Source organism: Stella humosa, from assembly GCF_006738645.1.
Taxonomy (GTDB): Bacteria; Pseudomonadota; Alphaproteobacteria; order ATCC43930; family Allostellaceae; genus Allostella; species Allostella humosa.
The window spans coordinates 5,315,404-5,331,367 of the sequence record NZ_AP019700.1 but is presented as its reverse complement, the minus strand read 5'-3'; the positions used below and the strand labels follow the sequence as shown (position 1 = coordinate 5,331,367).

The following is a 15,964-nucleotide window of genomic DNA, read 5'->3' as shown; positions in this document are numbered from 1 at the left end:
TCAGTGGATGAAGAGAAGGGCCAGCAGCATCGGCGCGACCAGGCCGAAGCCGACGACCGGCCAAGTCGCCGGCCGGCCGCCGGCATGCAGCTTCAGCAGGAACAGCCCGGTCACGCAGAAGACCAGGCAGGCGACGGCGAAGAGGTCGAGGAACCAGCTCCAGGCGCGCCCGGCATTGCGGCCCTTGTGCAGGTCGTTGAGGTAGGAGATCCAGCCGCGGTCCGTCGTCTCGTGCCGCACCGCGCCGTCGGCGCGATCAATCGAAACCCAGGCGTCGCCCCCCGGCCGCGGCAGGGCCAGGTAGATCTCGTCCGCCGACCACTCGGCCTCACGGCCGGCTGCGCGCACCGACAGCTCGGCCGCCAGCCAGTCCGCGACCGTGGGCGGCAGCGGCCAGCGATCCTTCGCCGGCTTCGCGGCCAGGGCTTCCAGCAAGGCGGGCGGCAGCTTTTTCTCGACCGTGGTCACCCGCGGCTGCGCCTCGATCTCGCCGGCATGGTTCAGCGTGATGCCGGTCGCGGCGAACAGGATCATGCCGACCAGGCACAGGGCGGCGCTGATCCAGTGCCAGCGATGCAGGTGCTTCAGCCAGAAGGATCGCCGGCGGTGGTCGGCATTCGGTCGCATTCGCAATGTCGCGTTCATCTGGGCCGGTCGACGGAAGTCGCTCCGAATGCTGCCGGAGGGTGCCCGGACGGTCAGGGATGCGGGATGCCCGCGAGGTAATCACAAACGATAATCAGTTGCAATATCAGAGTTTGTGCGGTGCGGCGGGACCGGTGGATCATCTCTGCCAGCCGGTACCTGGCGAAGCGCATGTGCCAGAGGTCTGGTGGATCGAGAGACCGAGCTACGGTCCGGTTGGATCCCGCCTTGCTTGGGCAGAGGTGCCGCGCGCCTTGGGCTTGACCCGCCGCCAGAGCGGCGCAATCACGTAGCCAACGGCGGGAATGGCGATCAGTCCGATCGCTATTCCGGCCAAGCCTGCACCTGCCGCCTCGACCAGCCAGCGGACAGCGGCGGCGGATGCGGGCAGTGTCTGCGCCGCCCTTTCGGCGGCGGCGTGGATGAAATGGGCGGGGCTGTCGAAACCGTAGGTCTCCAAGCCGTGCACGACGATGCCGCCGCCGACCCAGATCATGGCGGCGGTGCCGACGATGCCAAGAGCCTTCAGGAAATACGGCATGCCCAGAACGAGCATCCGACCGCCGGCCCGCAACAGGGCACCCGGCGGCGAAGCCGACTTCATGCCGGCCATCGCCAGGCCGAGGTCGTCGGCTTTGACGATCAGGGCGACCACGCCATAGACGGCAACCGTGATGCCCACGCCGACGACCGCCAGGACGGTGGCTTGGGTGACGAAGCCGCTGTCCGGCACGGACGCCAGCGTAATGGCCATGATCTCGGCCGAAAGGATGAAGTCGGTCTTGATCGCGCTCGCCACCTTGGCGTCCTCTTGGGACTGCGCGTTGGGATCGATCGAGCTGAGCTCGGCCTCATGGCTGTGCGCGGCATGCGGCACGACGGCCTCGTAGACCTTCTCGACGCCTTCGTAGCAGAGGTATGCGCCGCCGATCATCAGCAGCGGGGTGATCGCTTGCGGCGCGAGAAGACTCAACACCAAGGCTGCCGGCAGCAGGATCAACAGCTTGTTGCGGACCGAGCCGATGGCAATCTTGCGGATGATCGGCAGTTCGCGGGCCGCCGTGAAGCCGGTGATGTAGCGCGGCGTGACCGCCGCATCGTCGATGACGACGCCGGCTGCCTTTGCCCCCGCCTTGGCGGCCTGGCCGGCAATATCGTCCAGAGAGGCCGCGGCGACTTTTGCCAGGGCCGCGATGTCGTCGAGAAGGGCGATCAGGCCTACACTCATCGCTGCCGGCCGCCCCGCTGTTTGCTGTCGATTGCACAAGAAACGCGTCGTGGCTGAGAACGCAACGAGCGTCACCGCGCGCCGGAGCGTCTCGCGCCATCGATCAGAGGTAGCTGGGTTACCTTAGCCGGGGAAGCGGGCGAAAGCACGAGTTGGCCATCCTCCGAGCGGGGCAAGGATGGTGTCTACGCCTTCACCCCGGCCCCGATAGCCCTGGCGGCGGTCGGATCCAGTGGCCAGCGCGGGCGCGGGGCGAAGTCCAGCCCGTCCTGCTGGCCCAGGCGGAAACGCTCGATGCCGGCCCAGGCAATCATGGCGCCATTGTCGGTGCAGAGGCGGTGCGGCGGGGCCACGAAGGGCAGGTCGGCGTCGGTCGCCAGCCGTTCCAGTGAGGCGCGCAGGGCCGTGTTGGCGGCGACGCCGCCGGCCACCACCAGGGCTCCGCCGGTGGGGTGGCGGTCGCGGAAGAGGGCAATGGCGCGGCGGCAGCGGTCGGCCATGACGGCGGCCACCGTCGCCTGGAACGAGGCCGCCATGTCGGCAACGTCGCGGGCCGACAGGGGCGCGGGCAGGTCGGCCAGGGCATGGCGAACGGCGGTCTTCAGGCCGGAGAAGGAGAAGTCGCAGCCGGGCCGCCCGATCATCGGCCGGGGCAGGGCGAAGCGGCGCGGGTCGCCGTCGCGGGCGGCGCGCTCGATGGCCGGTCCGCCGGGATAGGGCAGGCCCAGCAGCTTGGCGGTCTTGTCGAAGGCCTCGCCCGCCGCGTCGTCGATCGTGGTGCCGAGGCGCGTGTAGCGGCCGACCCCCTCCACCACCAGCAGCTGGGTATGGCCGCCCGACACGAGCAGCAGCAGGTAGGGGAACTCCAGCCCGTGGCTGAGGCGCGCGGTCAGCGCGTGCCCCTCCAGGTGGTTCACGGCCAGGAAGGGCAGGCCGCGGGCGAGCGCCATGCCCTTGGCCGCCATGACGCCGACCATGACGCCGCCGATCAGGCCGGGCCCGCCGGTAGCCGCCACCGCGTCGATGCCGTCGAGCCCGATGCCGGCCTCCGCCAGGGCATCGCGGATCAGCCCGTCCAGATGGTCGAGATGGGCGCGGGCCGCGATCTCGGGCACGATGCCGCCATAGGGGGCGTGGACGCCGGTCTGCGACAGCACCCGGTCGGCCAGGATGCGGCGGTCGGCGTCGACGATGGCGACGGCGGTCTCGTCGCAGCTCGTCTCGATGCCGAGGACGCGGAGCGGGTGAGCGTGGTGGGGAGTGGCGGCGGTCATTCCGCCGCTATATGACGCCGCATGGCCCGGTTGAGAAGGACGGCGAGCGGCAGCGTCGCCAGGACCATGGCCGCCACCGCCAGCATGGCATGCGTCACCCCGGTCCAGTCGCCCAGCAGGCCGTAGAAGATGGGCGACAGGGCGCCGGCGCCGATGGTGCCGGTATAGAAGATGCCGAAGGCCCGGGTCCGTCGCGATTCCGGCACCAGTTCCGGCACCGTGCCGTAGAGGACGGACGACGTGCCGTTCAGCGCCACCCCGATCAGCGGCAGCAGCGCCAGGCCGGCTTCCAGCTCCAGGGGCAGCAAGGCCAGGATGCCGATGGCGGTCAGACCCTCGGTCAGCAGGACCGTGCGCAGCACGCCCAGCCGGGCGCCGAGCCAGGCGCAGACCAGCTTGCCGGCGGCCCCGCCGGCGAAGATCAGGGTCAGCGCCAGGCCGATGGTCGGCAGCTCCGCCCCCTTGGCCGCCAGCAGGAAGGGCAGGAAGGTGAGGAAGCCCGAGCGCGTGCCGGTATCGATGATGCCGATCGCCAGTAGCAGGCGGAAGCCGCCCTTGACCGGTGCGGCCGTGCCCGGGCGGGCGAGGGTCTTGGCGGCCGGGCGCCCATGGCCGGCCGGCGTCGCCACCAGGATGGCGATGGCCGCCAGGATGCCGATGGCAAAGAGCGCCCACATGGCGGTGCGCCAGGGCAGCAGCGTTAGCAGCAAGGCGGTGCCGGCCGGCAGCAGCATCTTGCCGATGTCGCCCGCGAAATTGTAGGTCCCGAGTGCCGTGCGCGACCGCACCCCGTGATAGGCCCGCGCGACGACGGCGGACGCGATCGGGTGCTGGACGCTGGCGCCGATGCCGCCCACCACCAGGGCCGCCGCCAGCGGCAGGAAGCCGTGTCCCAGGGCGGCCAGTGGAAAGGCGGCGGCCGCCATCACCGTGCCGATCGCCAGCATCAGCCCGGCGCCGAAGCGGTCGCCCAGCGAGCCGGCCGGGATCTGGAACAGCGCCATGGCGCCGGAATAGAGGCCGCGCAGCGCCCCGACCGCGGCATATCCCAGCCCCAGCTCGGACTGCCACAGCGGCAGCATCACATAGAGGACGTCGGTATAGCCGTCATGCACGGCGTGGGCGCCGCAGGCAGTGCCCATGGCCCGCCGCTCTGCACCGGTCGTGCGCGGCCGGTCGGCCGCATCTGCCAATCCGTGGGTCATGGGGCCGAGGATACGCCCGGCGCCGGCGCCGGCACAGACGGATGACAGTTCGATGTCATCCGTCCGGCGACGGGTGTTTCAGTGGTCGAAGATCACCATCTGGCGCACGGTCCTGCCCGACGCCAGCCGGTCGAAGGCGGCGTTGATGTCGTCCAGCCGGATGCGGTCGCTCATCAGCCGGTCGACCGGCAAGCGGCCGCGGCGATAGAGGTCGATGTAGCGTGGCAGGTCGCGGCCCGGCACGCAGGAGCCGATGTAGGAGCCCTTCACCGTGCGCTCCTCGGCCACCAGGTTCACATGTTGCAGCGGCCACAGATGCGCAGGATTGGGCAGGCCGGCGGTGACGGTGGTGCCGCCGCGCCGGGTGACGCGATAGGCCAGTTCCATCGCCTTGACCGAGCCCGCGGTCTCCACCGCTACGTCGACACCGCCCGCGGTCAGGGCCTTCACCTGCTCGATGGCGTCGGCAGCACCCGCATTGACCGTGTCGGTGGCGCCAAGCTGGCGGGCGAGATCCAGCTTCTCGTCGAGCATGTCGATCGCGACCACCTGGCGGGCCCCCGACACGATCGCCCCCAGCATGGCGTTGAGGCCGACGCCGCCCAGCCCGACGATGGCCACCGTGGAGCCGGCGCGCACGTCGCCCGTGTTGACGACCGCCCCCACCCCGGTCAGCACGCCGCAGCCGAAGAGGGCGGCCTCGGCATGATCGAGCTTGCCTTCGACCTTCACCAGCGAGCGGCGCGAGACGACGGTGTATTCGGCGAAGGCCGACACGCCGACATGGTGGTGGATCGCCTCGCCATCGCGCGACAGGCGCCGGTCGCCCGACAGCAGCGTGCCGGCGCCGTTCGTGGCGGCCGCCGGCTCGCAGAGTGCCGGCCGGCCCTCCATGCAGGGCATGCATTGGCCGCAGCTCGGCACGAAGATCATCACCACATGGTCGCCCGGCGCCAGGTCGTCGACGCCCGGCCCGCACTCGGCGACGATGCCGGACGCCTCATGTCCCAGCACCATCGGCAGAGGTCGCGGCCGGTCGCCGTTCACCACCGACAGGTCGGAATGGCAGAGGCTGGCCGCCTTCACCTGCACCAGCACCTCGCCCGGGCCGGGCGGGTCCAGCTCCACTTCCTCGATCGAGAGCGGCCGGCTTTCCGCATAGGGCGCAACGGCCCCCATCTGCCGCAGGACGGCTGCCTTTATCTTCATGGATCGTTTCCTTCGGTCCTAGACGCTGCGACCGCCATCCACTTCCATGGCGATGCCGGTGATGAATTCCGCCTCGTCGGAGGCCAGCCACAGGGCGGCGTTGGCGATGTCGGCCGGCGTGCTGAAGCGGCCGAGCGGGATGGTGGCCAGGAAACGCTCGCGCGTCTCGGCATCGTCGCGCCCCATGAAGGACGGCAGCAGCGGCGTTTCGCCCGCCACCGGGCACAGGCAGTTGACGCGGATCTGGTCGGCCGCCAGCTCGACCGCCATCGACTTGGTCATGGTGATGACCGCCCCCTTGGTCGAGTTGTACCAGGTGAGGCCGGGGCGGGGGCGCAGCCCCGCGGTCGATGCGATGTTGATGAAGTTGCCGCCGCCCAGGCGGCGGAACTGCGGCACGCAATGGATGGCGGCGTGATAGATCGCCTTCACGTTGACCGCGAAGACGCGGTCGAACTCGGCCTCGCTCACCTCGGTCAGCGGCTGGTTGCGATGGGTGACGCCGGCATTGTTCACCATGCAGTCGATCTGGCCGAAGGCGCGGATGGCGGCCTCCACCAGCACGCCCACGCCCTCGCTCTTCGACACGTCCGACTGCACGAAGAGGGCGCGGCCGCCATCCTGGACGATGCCGCCGGCCACCCGCTCGCCGCCGTCGCGGCTGATGTCGTTGACGATGACGGCGGCACCCTCGCCGGCGAAGCGCCGGGCGATGCCCTCGCCGAAGCCAGAGCCGCCGCCGGTGACGATCGCCACCTTGCCGTCCAACCGCATCCTGCCGCTCCCCCCGCTGGGCGGCGATTGTAGCGGCCGGCGGCAGCCGGCGTCGAGCGGCCGCTAGGCGCTGGGAGCGGGGCGCGCGTCCGCCAGTTCCAGGCGGATGCGGACGACGGCCGGGTCGGCGGATGCCGCTTCGGGGCGGAAGCCCAGGTCGCGGGCCAGCTCCAGCATCGGCTGGTTCTCGCGCAGCACGTCGCCCACGATGCGGCCGATGCCGCGGCTGCGGGCATAGGCGATGATGCGGCCCATCAGCAGCCAGCCCAGCCCGTGGCCCTTGGCGTCGCTGCGCATGCCGATGGCGAACTCCGCCTGCTCGCGGCCCGGATCGGCCAGCAGGCGGGCGACCCCCAGGCCGGCACCCTCCGTCGCACCGGCATCGGCGAAGGCGATGAAGGCCATCTCCCGGTCGTAGTCGATCTGCGTCAGCCGGGCGAGCAGCAGGTCGGGCAAGCGGCGCATCGGCGCGAAGAAGCGCATGCGCAGGTCGTCCGGCGTCATCCCGGCGATGATCGATTCCAGCGCGGGCGCATCCTCCGGCCGGATCGGGCGCAGGCGGATGGCCGTGCCGTCCGGCAGGCTGGTCGCCTCCTCCAGCTCCTGCGGGTAGGGGCGGATGGCGAAGCGGTCGGTGCCGGGCCGGGTGGCGGGCGCGACGCGGATGCGGGCGTCCAGCGCCACCACGCCGTGGGCGTCGACGAGCAGCGGGTTGATGTCGAGCTCGACGATCTCGGGATGGTCGGCGGCCAGCTCCGACAGGCGGATCAGCGCATGGACGATGCCGTCGATATCGGCCGGCGGCCGGCCGCGGAACCCGGCCAGCAGGCGCGATACGCGAGTGCGGCCGATCATCTCGCGCGCCAGCACCTCGTCCAGCGGCGGCAGGCCCAGGGCCTTGTCGTCCAGCACCTCGACCGCGACGCCGCCCTGGCCGAACAGCAGCACTGGCCCGAAAGTCTCGTCGTCGACGATGCCGAGGATCAGTTCCAGCGCACCCGGCCGGGCGATCATCGGCTGCACGGTGAAGCCCTCGATCCGCGCCTCCGGCGCCAGGCGGGCGACGCCCTGCAGCATCCGCTCGGCCGCGATCCGCACGGCCTGCGGGTCGGCCAGGTCGAGCGCCACGCCGCCGACGTCGGTCTTGTGGGTGATGTCGGGCGACAGGATCTTCAGGGCGGCCGGCAGGCCCAGCCGGCCGGCGGTGGCGGCCGCCTCGTCCGGGGTGGCCGCGATCTCGGTCGGCACGATCGGGATGGCATAGGCGGTCATCACCGCCTTGGCCTCCACCTCCGACAGCCAGGGGCGGCCCTCGGCCAGCGCCTGCTCGATCGGGCAGCGCGCGGCGGCGCGGTCGGAGCGCCGGCCGGTGCCGACCAGGCGCGGCACGCGGCGCAGCAGCTCCTGGTTCCGGCGGTACTGCACCAGGTGCATGAAGGCGCGCACCGCCTGGTCGGGCGTCTCGTAGGTCGGGATGCCGGCGCGTGCGAACAGCGCCCGGCCGGGCGCGGCCGCCCCCGCCCCCAGCCAGTTAGTCAGGACCAGCCGGCGCCGGTCGCCGATGGTGTCGATCACCGCCTCGGCCGCCTCGGTCGGGTCGGCGATGGCGGTCGGGCAGTTCAGCACCAGCACGGCGTCGGCATTGGGATCCGACAGCACGGCGTCTAGTGCGGCCCGATAGCGCTCGGCCGGGGCGTCGCCGATGATGTCGACCGGGTTGCCGTGCGACCAGGTGGGCGGCAGGGCGGCGTCGAGGGCGGCGATGGTCGCCGGCGCCAGGTCGGCCAGCGCGCCGCCGCGGTCGATCAGCGCGTCGGTCGCCAGCACGCCCGGCCCGCCGCCATTGGTCAGGATCGCCAGCCGTTCGCCCGGCAGGTTGCCGCCCAGGCGCGATGCCACCAGCGCCAGCGTCTCGACCGCGTCGAACAGCTCGGCTGTGTCGTGCACCCGCAGCATGCCGGCGCGGCGGAAGGCCGCGTCGTAGACCGCGTCCGACCCGGCCAGCGCACCGGTGTGCGACCGCGCGGCCCGCGCCCCCTCGCTCCGCCGGCCCGACTTCACCACCAGCACGGGCTTGGCCCGGGCGGCCGCGCGCGCGGCCGACATGAACTTGCGCGGGCTGGTGATGCCCTCGACATAGAGCAGGATGGCCCGCACCGCCGGGTCCTGGCCCAACTGGTCCAGCAGGTCGCCGAAATCGACGTCCGCCATCCCGCCCATCGAGATGAGATGCGAGAAGCCGATGTTGCGCGACGCCGCCCAGTCCAGCAGGGCCGTCACGATGGCACCCGACTGGGTCAGGAACGCCAGGTCCCCCGGCTTGGCCCCGATATGGGCAAAGGACGCGTTGAGCCCGATGCCCGGCACCAGCAGCCCGACGCAGTTCGGCCCCAGCACGCGCAGCAGGTGCGGCCGGGCGGCGTCCAGCATCGCCTGGCGCAACGCCGTCCCGGCGGCATTGCCGCCCTCGCCGAACCCCGCCGTCAGCACGACGGCCGCCCGCGTGCCGCGCTGCCCCAGCTCGGCGATCAGCCCCGGCACGGTGTGCGGCGGCGTGGCGATGACCGCCAGGTCGGGCGCGATCGGCAGGGACGCCACGTCGGGATAGGCCAGCACGCCCTCGATCGCCGCGTGGCGCGGGTTCACCGGCAGGATCGGCCCCTTGAACCCGCCATGCAGCAGGTTGCGGGCCGTGACCTGGCCCACCGAACGGGGTTGCGGCGAGGCACCGATCAGGGCGACGGACCCCGGCGTCAGCAGGCGGTCGAGATTGCGTATGGTCATCGCCGGCGCACTCTCCCCTCAATCATGCTGCGGCGCAACATGGCTGGGTGGCATGGCCGCCATGCGCACCCTCTTGAAGCGCGGCCACAGGCTCGCTATTCATGGGGCGCGTCGCGCGGCGGCCTGTCCGCCCCCCGGATGCGGGTGTAGCTCAATGGTAGAGCAGAAGCTTCCCAAGCTTACGACGAGGGTTCGATTCCCTTCACCCGCTCCAATCTTCAAGCGATCTGATTGCCGCCAGCGTCTCGTTGGTTGGAATAGGGCGTGTTTGAGCGGTGCGGGCGCGCGGCCAAGCTACCATTTGTGACAGCCCAGCCTTGATGCTGAGCGATAGCGATACAGCTTGTTAGTTAAACCCGTTAGCGTGATGTCCGGGTTTGTCAGGCCAGCAGGCCAATGAGTATTCCATCTGCCCAACTCTATCGCTTCGCCACCTGAAGATCTTCACAAAATTCACGTTAAGCTTCGCGAAGAAATTCTGATCATTTATCTCAAATAATGTCACACTTCAGGTAATTGTATATTGAGGTGAAACTATGAGTAATTCTGTTTTCGCCGTTATATTCTGCGCTACAGCCATATTATTTATTTCGGGCTGTGGAGACGCAAGCGTCCGGCGAACAGAAATTATTACTAGTGCACCTACTGGAGGGAGCGCCACGGCTGGCCCCGGGGACACCGTTCTTGATATTCGGGTTGTGCGGCCACTGCCCAATGCATTCGGGAAAGCCGACGTATTTGGGCGAACGACCGATGCTGGAAGAGTGGTCGTTCGCTACATCGGCAGTCACGACGGAATGGCAGTGTTTACGCGACAGGATCTTCTCATCGACAGCAATGAGACGACCATGTCGCGCACGCCCCTGCTGATACCAAGTATATCAACGACAACGACCTCAGGAGTGGTTGGCGGTACACCTTTCTCCGCACAACAATCGGCGCCTGGCTACATTGTTGTTCCACCGCGTCCTTCTCAAAGAGCCACGGGAGCGCTCGATCCAATTACACTCCGAGCTCAAGCAGGTGCGCATATATTGGTAGAAGGGCATAAGATAGAAATCTATAGAGTAGAGTCTGATTTTATTCAGTATGTTATTCGTAATAATTAAAACATTTATATGGTGTGTATTATAAACAACAAAGCTATCATGACAATTCCTACCCTATTGGACGCTGGCCTTCTTGATGCAAAGTTTCTTCTTTATTTTTGCTACCGGCACAGCATCCGCAGCACCGTATCCACCGCACTCCGCCGCCGCCTCTCGCGTGCGGCGGGATCAGCCATGTCGTGGCCGAAAACCTGGCGGATGCTGGCCCGGTTCGAGACGTTGTAGAAGCTGAGCGCACTGATCGTCAGGTGGATGTCGATGGGGTCGAGGCCGCAGCGGAACACGCCATCGGCCAGGCCGCGTTCATAGACCGCGCGGATCATGTCGATCGCCGACAGGTTCAGCGCGGCGATCCGGGGCGAGCTTTCCAGGTGCCGGGCGTGGTGGATGTTCTCGACCATGACGAGGCGGACGAAGTCCGGGTTGTCGGCGTGGTAGTCGAAGGTGAAGCCGGCCAGCCGCTCGATGGCCTCGCGTGGCGGCAGGGCGTCGAGGTCCAGGCTGCGCTCGAAGGTGCGGATGCGGGCGTACATCTCCTCCAGCACCGCGCGGTAGAGGCCCTCCTTGTCGCCAAAATAGTAGTAGATCATCCTCTTGCTGGCGGCCGTCCGGGCGGCGATCTCGTCCACGCGCGCGCCGCTCAACCCTTTCTCGACGAATTCCGCGCGGGCGACGGCCAGGATGTCGCGCCGCACGCCTTCCGGGTCCTGTGTCCAGCCGGCCGATTTCCGGCCGGTCGGCGCCGGCCGCGGCGGGGCGGGGCTGATCTCGTTCATGTCGCACCTTGGGCGCCGGCCGCAAATGGACCGGGTGGTTAATTTCGCTTGAAGCGATTGAACCAATTAGTACAATTGCCGCCGACGACAAAGGGGGAATGCGGATCGGCCCGCCCAGAAAGCCGACCGCCCAGGAACGCCATGAACTACAGGCTCAACTTCACGCCGGTGATCGAGGCGCTGCCCGGCCTGCTTTCGGCGTGCCTGGGCACGCTGGTGCTGGCGCTGGGCGGCATGGCGCTGGCCATCGTCATCGGAATCGGCGGGGTGTTACTGCGGCAGTCGCGCATCCGCCAGGTCCGCTGGCTGGTGATGGCGTTCGTCGAGCTGATCCGCAACACGCCCTTCCTGGTACAGATCTACTTCATCTATTTCGCCCTGCCGCTGGCCGGCCTGCGCTTCGACCCGACGCCGGCCGCCCTCATCGCGCTCGGCATCAATGGCGGAGCCTACGCCATCGAGATCATCCGCGGCGGCGTGCAGTCGATCGCCCGCGGCCAGGTGGAGGCCGGTCTGGCGCTCGGCCTGCACCGCGGCCTGGTGTTCCGGCTGATCGTGCTGAAGCCGGCCTTGCGCGCGATCTTCCCCTCGCTCACCAGCCAGTTCGTGCTGCTGACGCTGACCACCAGCGTCGCCTCGGCCATCTCGGCCTATGAGCTGACCTCGGTCGCCCAGCGCATCGAATCCGACAGCTTCCGCAGTTTCGAGGTCTACGGCACGGTGACGCTGTTCTACCTCGCCATGTCCTGGCTGCTGATGCGGCTCTTCGCGTTGATCCAGGCGCGCTATCTCAGCTATCCGGTCCGGTGAGGGCGGCCACCCCGTGGGACCGAACGAATTCGTCTTCCTCCTGGTCGGCCTGAAATGGACCGTGGCACTCTCGGCCATCGGCTTCCTCGGCGGCGGCCTGGCCGGGCTGGCGGTGGCGCTGGCGAGGACGTCGGGGGTCCGGATGCTGGAGCGGGGGACGGCCGGCTACATCGCGCTCTTCCAGGGCACGCCGCTGCTGATGCAGCTCTTCGTCGTCTATTACGGGCTGGCCCTGGCCGGGCTGAAGCTCGATGCGTGGGCGGCGGTCGCGATCGGCTTCACGCTGCACGCCAGCGCCTATCTGGGCGAGATCTGGCGCGGCTCGATCGCGGCGGTGCCGCGCGGCCAGGCCGAGGCGGCGCTGTCGCTCAGCCTGGGCTACGTGCCGCGGATGGCCCGCGTGATCCTGCCGCAGGCGCTGCGCATCTCGCTGCCGGCCACCGTCGGCTTCCTGGTGCAGCTCATCAAGGGCACCTCGCTGGCGGCCATCGTCGGCTTCACCGAGCTGACGCGCGCCGGCAACATCATCTCCAACCAGATATTCCAGCCCCTGGTCGTCTTCGCGATCGTGGGGGCGCTCTACTTCGTCCTGTGCTGGCCGCTGTCGCTATTCGGTGCGCGGCTGGAACGCCAGCTAGCCGTGTCGGCGCGGTGATGCGGCCGTCCGGTTCAACAAGATCAGGTTCAACCAGGGGAGAGCGCCATGAAGAACGCGAATGACGGTCGGCCGGGCAAGCTGATGGTGGGGCGCCGGCAGGTTCTGCTGGGCGCCGCCGTGGCCCTGGCGGCCCCGGCCGTGCTCGTGCGCCGGGCAGCGGCCGTCACGCCGGCCGAGATCAAGGGCAAGGGCAAGCTGGTGGTCGGCATCCAGGGCGACAACCCGCCCTGGGGCTTCGTCAATTCCAGCGGCAAGCAGGAGGGCTTCGACGCCGACATCGGCGCGCTCTTCGCGGCCGAGCTGGGCGTCCCGGTGGAATTCTCGCCGCTGGCCGTGGCCAACCGCATCCCGGCCCTGACCAGCGGGCGCGTCGACATCCTGTTCGCCACCATGGGCATGCTGCCGGACCGGGCCAAGGTCGTGCAGTTCAGCAAGCCCTACGTCGCCAATATCATCTCGCTGGTGGCCGCCAAGGGGACCGAGATCAAGACCAATGCCGACATGGGCAAGGTCACCATCGGCGTCCCGCGCTCCAGCGTGCAGGACACCCAGGTGACCAACAACGCGCCTGCCGGCACGACTATCCGTCGGTTCGACGACGATGCCGCCACCATCCAGGCCCTGCTGTCCGGCCAGGTCCAGGCCGTGGGCGCCAACATGTTCTATGTCCAGCGCCTCGACCAGGCCAAGCCCGGCATGTTCGAGAACAAGCTGGAGTTCACCAAGCTCTACAACGGCGCCTGCACCCGCCTGGGCGAGAAGGAGATCAACGCCGCGGTGAACGCCTTCATCGACAAGATCAAGGCCAACGGCGATCTTGCGAAGACCTATGCCAAGTGGATGAAGCTCTCGCCGCCGGAGTTCCCGGCCAGCATCGAGAACATCCCCTTCGTCGCCAGCTAAGCGGCACCGCCAACCAGGATGTCGAGGAGAAGCCCGATGGGTGAAGCAAAGCCGCTGCAACTCGGCATCCTGGGTGCGGCCAATATCGCGCGCGCCTTCACCAGCGGCGTGGCGCCGTCCGCCGACGTCGCGATCGCGGCCGTCGCCAGCCGCGATCCCGCCAAGGCCGAAGCGTTCGCGCGCGAATGCGGCATCCCCCGCTTCCATGGCTCCTACGAGGCCATGCTGGCCGACCCGGACATCGAGGCGATCTACAACCCGCTGCCCAACTCGCTGCACGCCGAATGGTCGATCCGCGCGGTCGAGGCGGGCAAGCATGTGCTGTGCGAGAAGCCGCTGGCGATGACGGCGGCAGAGGCCCGCGCCATGTTCGATGCCGCCCGCCGGCACGGGCGCCATCTGGTCGAGGCCTATCCCTACCGCGCCCAGGCGCAGACCCTGAAGATGCGCGAGCTGCTGGCCGCGGGCGCCATCGGCCGGGTCGAGCTGGTCCGCTCCAGCTTCGGCATCCCCTTCTCCGACCCGACCAACATCCGCCTGAAGCCGGAGGTGGGCGGCGGCGCCTTGCTCGATGCCGGCAGCTACGCCGTCAGCCTGGCCCTGCTGGCGGTGGGAGAGCGGCCCGAGCGGGTGAGCGCCACGTCCCGATGGAGTGCCACCGGCGTCGACCTTTCGACCGTCGCCACGCTGGAGTTTCCGGGCGGCGCGCTGGGTCTCGTCTCGTGCAGCTTCGCCACGGCCTACCATCGCCAGGCCCTGATCTCGGGCGCGGCCGGCACCATCGAGACGACCTACCTCAACCACCCGCCGATGGGTGGCCCGCCGGTCCTGTCGGTCAAGCGCGGCACGACCGCGGCGGCCGTGGCCGAGATCGTCGAGGTGGCACCCGGCAACGGCTTCCTGGCCGAGGCCGAATCCTTTGTGCGCCTGCTGCGCCAGGGGCGGGAACACTGGACCGGGGCTACGCCCGAGGAGTCGATCGACATCGCCCTGACCCTGGACGCGATCGGGGAAAGCGCCCGGTCGGGTGCCGCCGTGCGCGTCGCCGCCTAGCCGGCGCCATGATCCGCGGCACGACCCGGCTGATCGCCCATCTGGGCTACCCGACCGCGGCCTTCCGGTCGCCGATGATCTACAACCCCTACTTCGCCGCCCGCGGCATCGACGCGGTCGTCGTGCCGATGGGCTGCAGGGCCGACGACTACGCCGATTTCCTGAAGCTCGTCTTCCGCCTGTCCAACATCCATGGCGCGCTCGTCACCATGCCGCACAAGGTGGCGACGGTGGCGCTGCTGGACGAGGTGCGGCCGACAGCCCGCGTGGCGGGCGCCTGCAACGCGGTGCGCCTGGGGCCGGGCGGGACGCTGGTCGGCGACATGTTCGATGGCGAGGGCTTCGTGCGCGGCGTGCTGCGCAAGGGGCGGGTGCTGGCTGGCGCCCGCGCGCTGGTGGTGGGGGCGGGCGGCGTCGGCTCGGCCATCGCGGCATCGCTGGCCCAGGCCGGGGTGGCCGCACTGGCGCTGTTCGACGCCGAAGTGCCGGCGATGATGGGCCTGGCCGGGCGGCTGCGGCGGCACCATCCGGGGCTGGCGGTCACCGTCGGGTCGGCCGACCCGGCCGGCTTCGATCTCGTCGTCAACGCCACGCCGCTCGGCATGCAGGCGGGCGACCCGCTGCCGATGGATGTCGAGCGCATCGCCCCCTCTACCTTCGTGGGCGAGGTCGTGATGGCGGCCGAGATCACGCCCTTCCTGGAGGCGGTCCGCCGCCGCGGCTGCGCCTTCCAGGTCGGCAGCGACATGCTGTTCGAGCAGATCCCGGCCTATCTCGAGTTCTTCGGGTTTCCCCCGGCCACGCCCGACGAGCTGCGCTGCCTGGCGGCGAGCTGACCGCCTACGAGGTTCCCGCCGCCCGGTGCAGGGCTGCCCGGGCCAGCAGGCGGGTGGAATCGAGCGTCGGCAGGGGCGAGTTCGTGTCGTCCATGATCAGCGGGATCTCGGTGCAGCCGAGGATGACCGCGTCGCAGGCCTCGTCCCGCATCCTCCCCATGACCCGTTGGAAGCACTCCACCGATTCCGGCTTGAAGATGCCGTAGACCAGCTCGTCCATGATGATGCGGTTGATCGCTTCCCGCTCGTCCAGGTCGGGCCGCATGACCCCCAGCCCATGGGCCGCCAGCTTGCCCGGATAGACCGTACTCTCGACCAGCCAGCGGGTGCCGGTCAGGCCCAGCCGCTGGAATCCACGGGCGGCCGCTTCGGCGGCGACCACCTCGGCGATGTGGAGCCAGGGCAGGGGCGAGCGGTCCTCGATCCCGGGCAGGGCCTGGTGGATGGTGTTGTCGGGGCAGATCAGGAAGTCCGCACCACTGCCGGCCAGCTTGCGCGCCGAGGCCAGCATGATCTCGCCCACGCCGGCCCAGTCGCCGCGGTCGATGCAGGCCATGTAGTCGGCCAGCGAGGGCGTGTGCAGCGTCACTTCGGGATGGGCATGCGGGCCGAACAGCCCTGCGCCCTCGGTGCAGATGGTGCGGTAGCAGAGGGCGGCACCCTCGGCCGAGCAGCCGACAATTCCGATGTGCAGGGGCAT

14 protein-coding genes and 1 tRNA gene are annotated in these 15,964 nt (G+C 69.3%); 6 read left to right on the top strand and 9 right to left on the bottom strand.

Translation table 11 applies throughout. The features are described 5' to 3' along the window. The 7 genes from STVA_RS25050 to STVA_RS25020 form a co-directional block, all read right to left on the bottom strand. Complete coding sequence (locus STVA_RS25050) at positions 1 to 627, bottom strand: PepSY-associated TM helix domain-containing protein (protein ID WP_123690919.1); 627 nt, start codon at positions 625 to 627, stop codon at positions 1 to 3. 223 nt (positions 628 to 850) lie between these two features. Continuing rightward, positions 851 to 1,873: a DUF808 domain-containing protein gene (locus tag STVA_RS25045; RefSeq protein ID WP_123690921.1), complete on the bottom strand. Its 1,023-nt coding sequence runs from the start codon at positions 1,871 to 1,873 to the stop codon at positions 851 to 853. Positions 1,874 to 2,058: 185 nt separating this feature from the next. Beyond that, entirely contained in the window at positions 2,059 to 3,147 is a 1,089-nt protein-coding gene (tsaD, locus tag STVA_RS25040; protein ID WP_123690923.1) for a tRNA (adenosine(37)-N6)-threonylcarbamoyltransferase complex transferase subunit TsaD, read from the bottom strand. Next, positions 3,144 to 4,352, bottom strand: coding sequence for an MFS transporter (locus STVA_RS25035; RefSeq protein WP_123690924.1), 1,209 nt, complete (start codon positions 4,350 to 4,352; stop codon positions 3,144 to 3,146). The genes tsaD and STVA_RS25035 overlap by 4 nt, the downstream gene beginning before the upstream one ends. 78 nt (positions 4,353 to 4,430) lie before the next feature. Beyond that, positions 4,431 to 5,561 (bottom strand): zinc-dependent alcohol dehydrogenase family protein, encoded by a 1,131-nt coding sequence (locus tag STVA_RS25030; protein WP_123690926.1) that lies wholly within the window; start codon positions 5,559 to 5,561, stop codon positions 4,431 to 4,433. 18 nt (positions 5,562 to 5,579) lie between these two features. Further along, positions 5,580 to 6,335 (bottom strand): glucose 1-dehydrogenase, encoded by a 756-nt coding sequence (locus STVA_RS25025; RefSeq protein ID WP_123690928.1) that lies wholly within the window; start codon positions 6,333 to 6,335, stop codon positions 5,580 to 5,582. Between the two features lie 63 nt (positions 6,336 to 6,398). After that, complete coding sequence (locus STVA_RS25020) at positions 6,399 to 9,119, bottom strand: bifunctional acetate--CoA ligase family protein/GNAT family N-acetyltransferase (protein WP_123690930.1); 2,721 nt, start codon at positions 9,117 to 9,119, stop codon at positions 6,399 to 6,401. Between the two features lie 140 nt (positions 9,120 to 9,259). Between STVA_RS25020 and STVA_RS25015 the strand changes: the two genes are divergently transcribed. Further along, positions 9,260 to 9,333, top strand: a tRNA-Gly gene (locus STVA_RS25015). Between the two features lie 996 nt (positions 9,334 to 10,329). On the opposite strand, the gene STVA_RS25010 is transcribed toward STVA_RS25015, so the two are convergent. Further along, positions 10,330 to 11,004 (bottom strand): TetR/AcrR family transcriptional regulator, encoded by a 675-nt coding sequence (locus tag STVA_RS25010; RefSeq protein ID WP_123690932.1) that lies wholly within the window; start codon positions 11,002 to 11,004, stop codon positions 10,330 to 10,332. 141 nt (positions 11,005 to 11,145) lie between these two features. Between STVA_RS25010 and STVA_RS25005 the strand changes: the two genes are divergently transcribed. From STVA_RS25005 to STVA_RS24985, 5 genes are read left to right on the top strand one after another with little or no spacing between them, the layout of a single operon-like run. Further along, the gene (locus tag STVA_RS25005) at positions 11,146 to 11,814 is read left to right on the top strand and encodes an amino acid ABC transporter permease (protein WP_123690934.1); all 669 of its coding nucleotides are present in this window, start codon (positions 11,146 to 11,148) and stop codon (positions 11,812 to 11,814) included. Positions 11,815 to 11,827: 13 nt separating this feature from the next. Next, positions 11,828 to 12,469 (top strand): amino acid ABC transporter permease, encoded by a 642-nt coding sequence (locus tag STVA_RS25000; protein ID WP_123690936.1) that lies wholly within the window; start codon positions 11,828 to 11,830, stop codon positions 12,467 to 12,469. A 48-nt stretch (positions 12,470 to 12,517) separates the two neighbouring features. Next, entirely contained in the window at positions 12,518 to 13,375 is an 858-nt protein-coding gene (locus STVA_RS24995) for a transporter substrate-binding domain-containing protein (RefSeq protein WP_123690938.1), read from the top strand. 36 nt (positions 13,376 to 13,411) lie between these two features. Beyond that, a complete protein-coding gene (locus STVA_RS24990; protein ID WP_123690940.1) occupies positions 13,412 to 14,428 on the top strand; it encodes a Gfo/Idh/MocA family protein in 1,017 nt (338 codons plus the stop codon). An 8-nt stretch (positions 14,429 to 14,436) separates the two neighbouring features. Beyond that, positions 14,437 to 15,264: a shikimate dehydrogenase family protein gene (locus STVA_RS24985; protein ID WP_123690942.1), complete on the top strand. Its 828-nt coding sequence runs from the start codon at positions 14,437 to 14,439 to the stop codon at positions 15,262 to 15,264. A gap of 4 nt (positions 15,265 to 15,268) precedes the next feature. Here the strand turns inward: STVA_RS24985 and STVA_RS24980 are convergent, their stop codons facing one another. Beyond that, positions 15,269 to 15,964: an aspartate/glutamate racemase family protein gene (locus tag STVA_RS24980; protein WP_123690944.1), complete on the bottom strand. Its 696-nt coding sequence runs from the start codon at positions 15,962 to 15,964 to the stop codon at positions 15,269 to 15,271.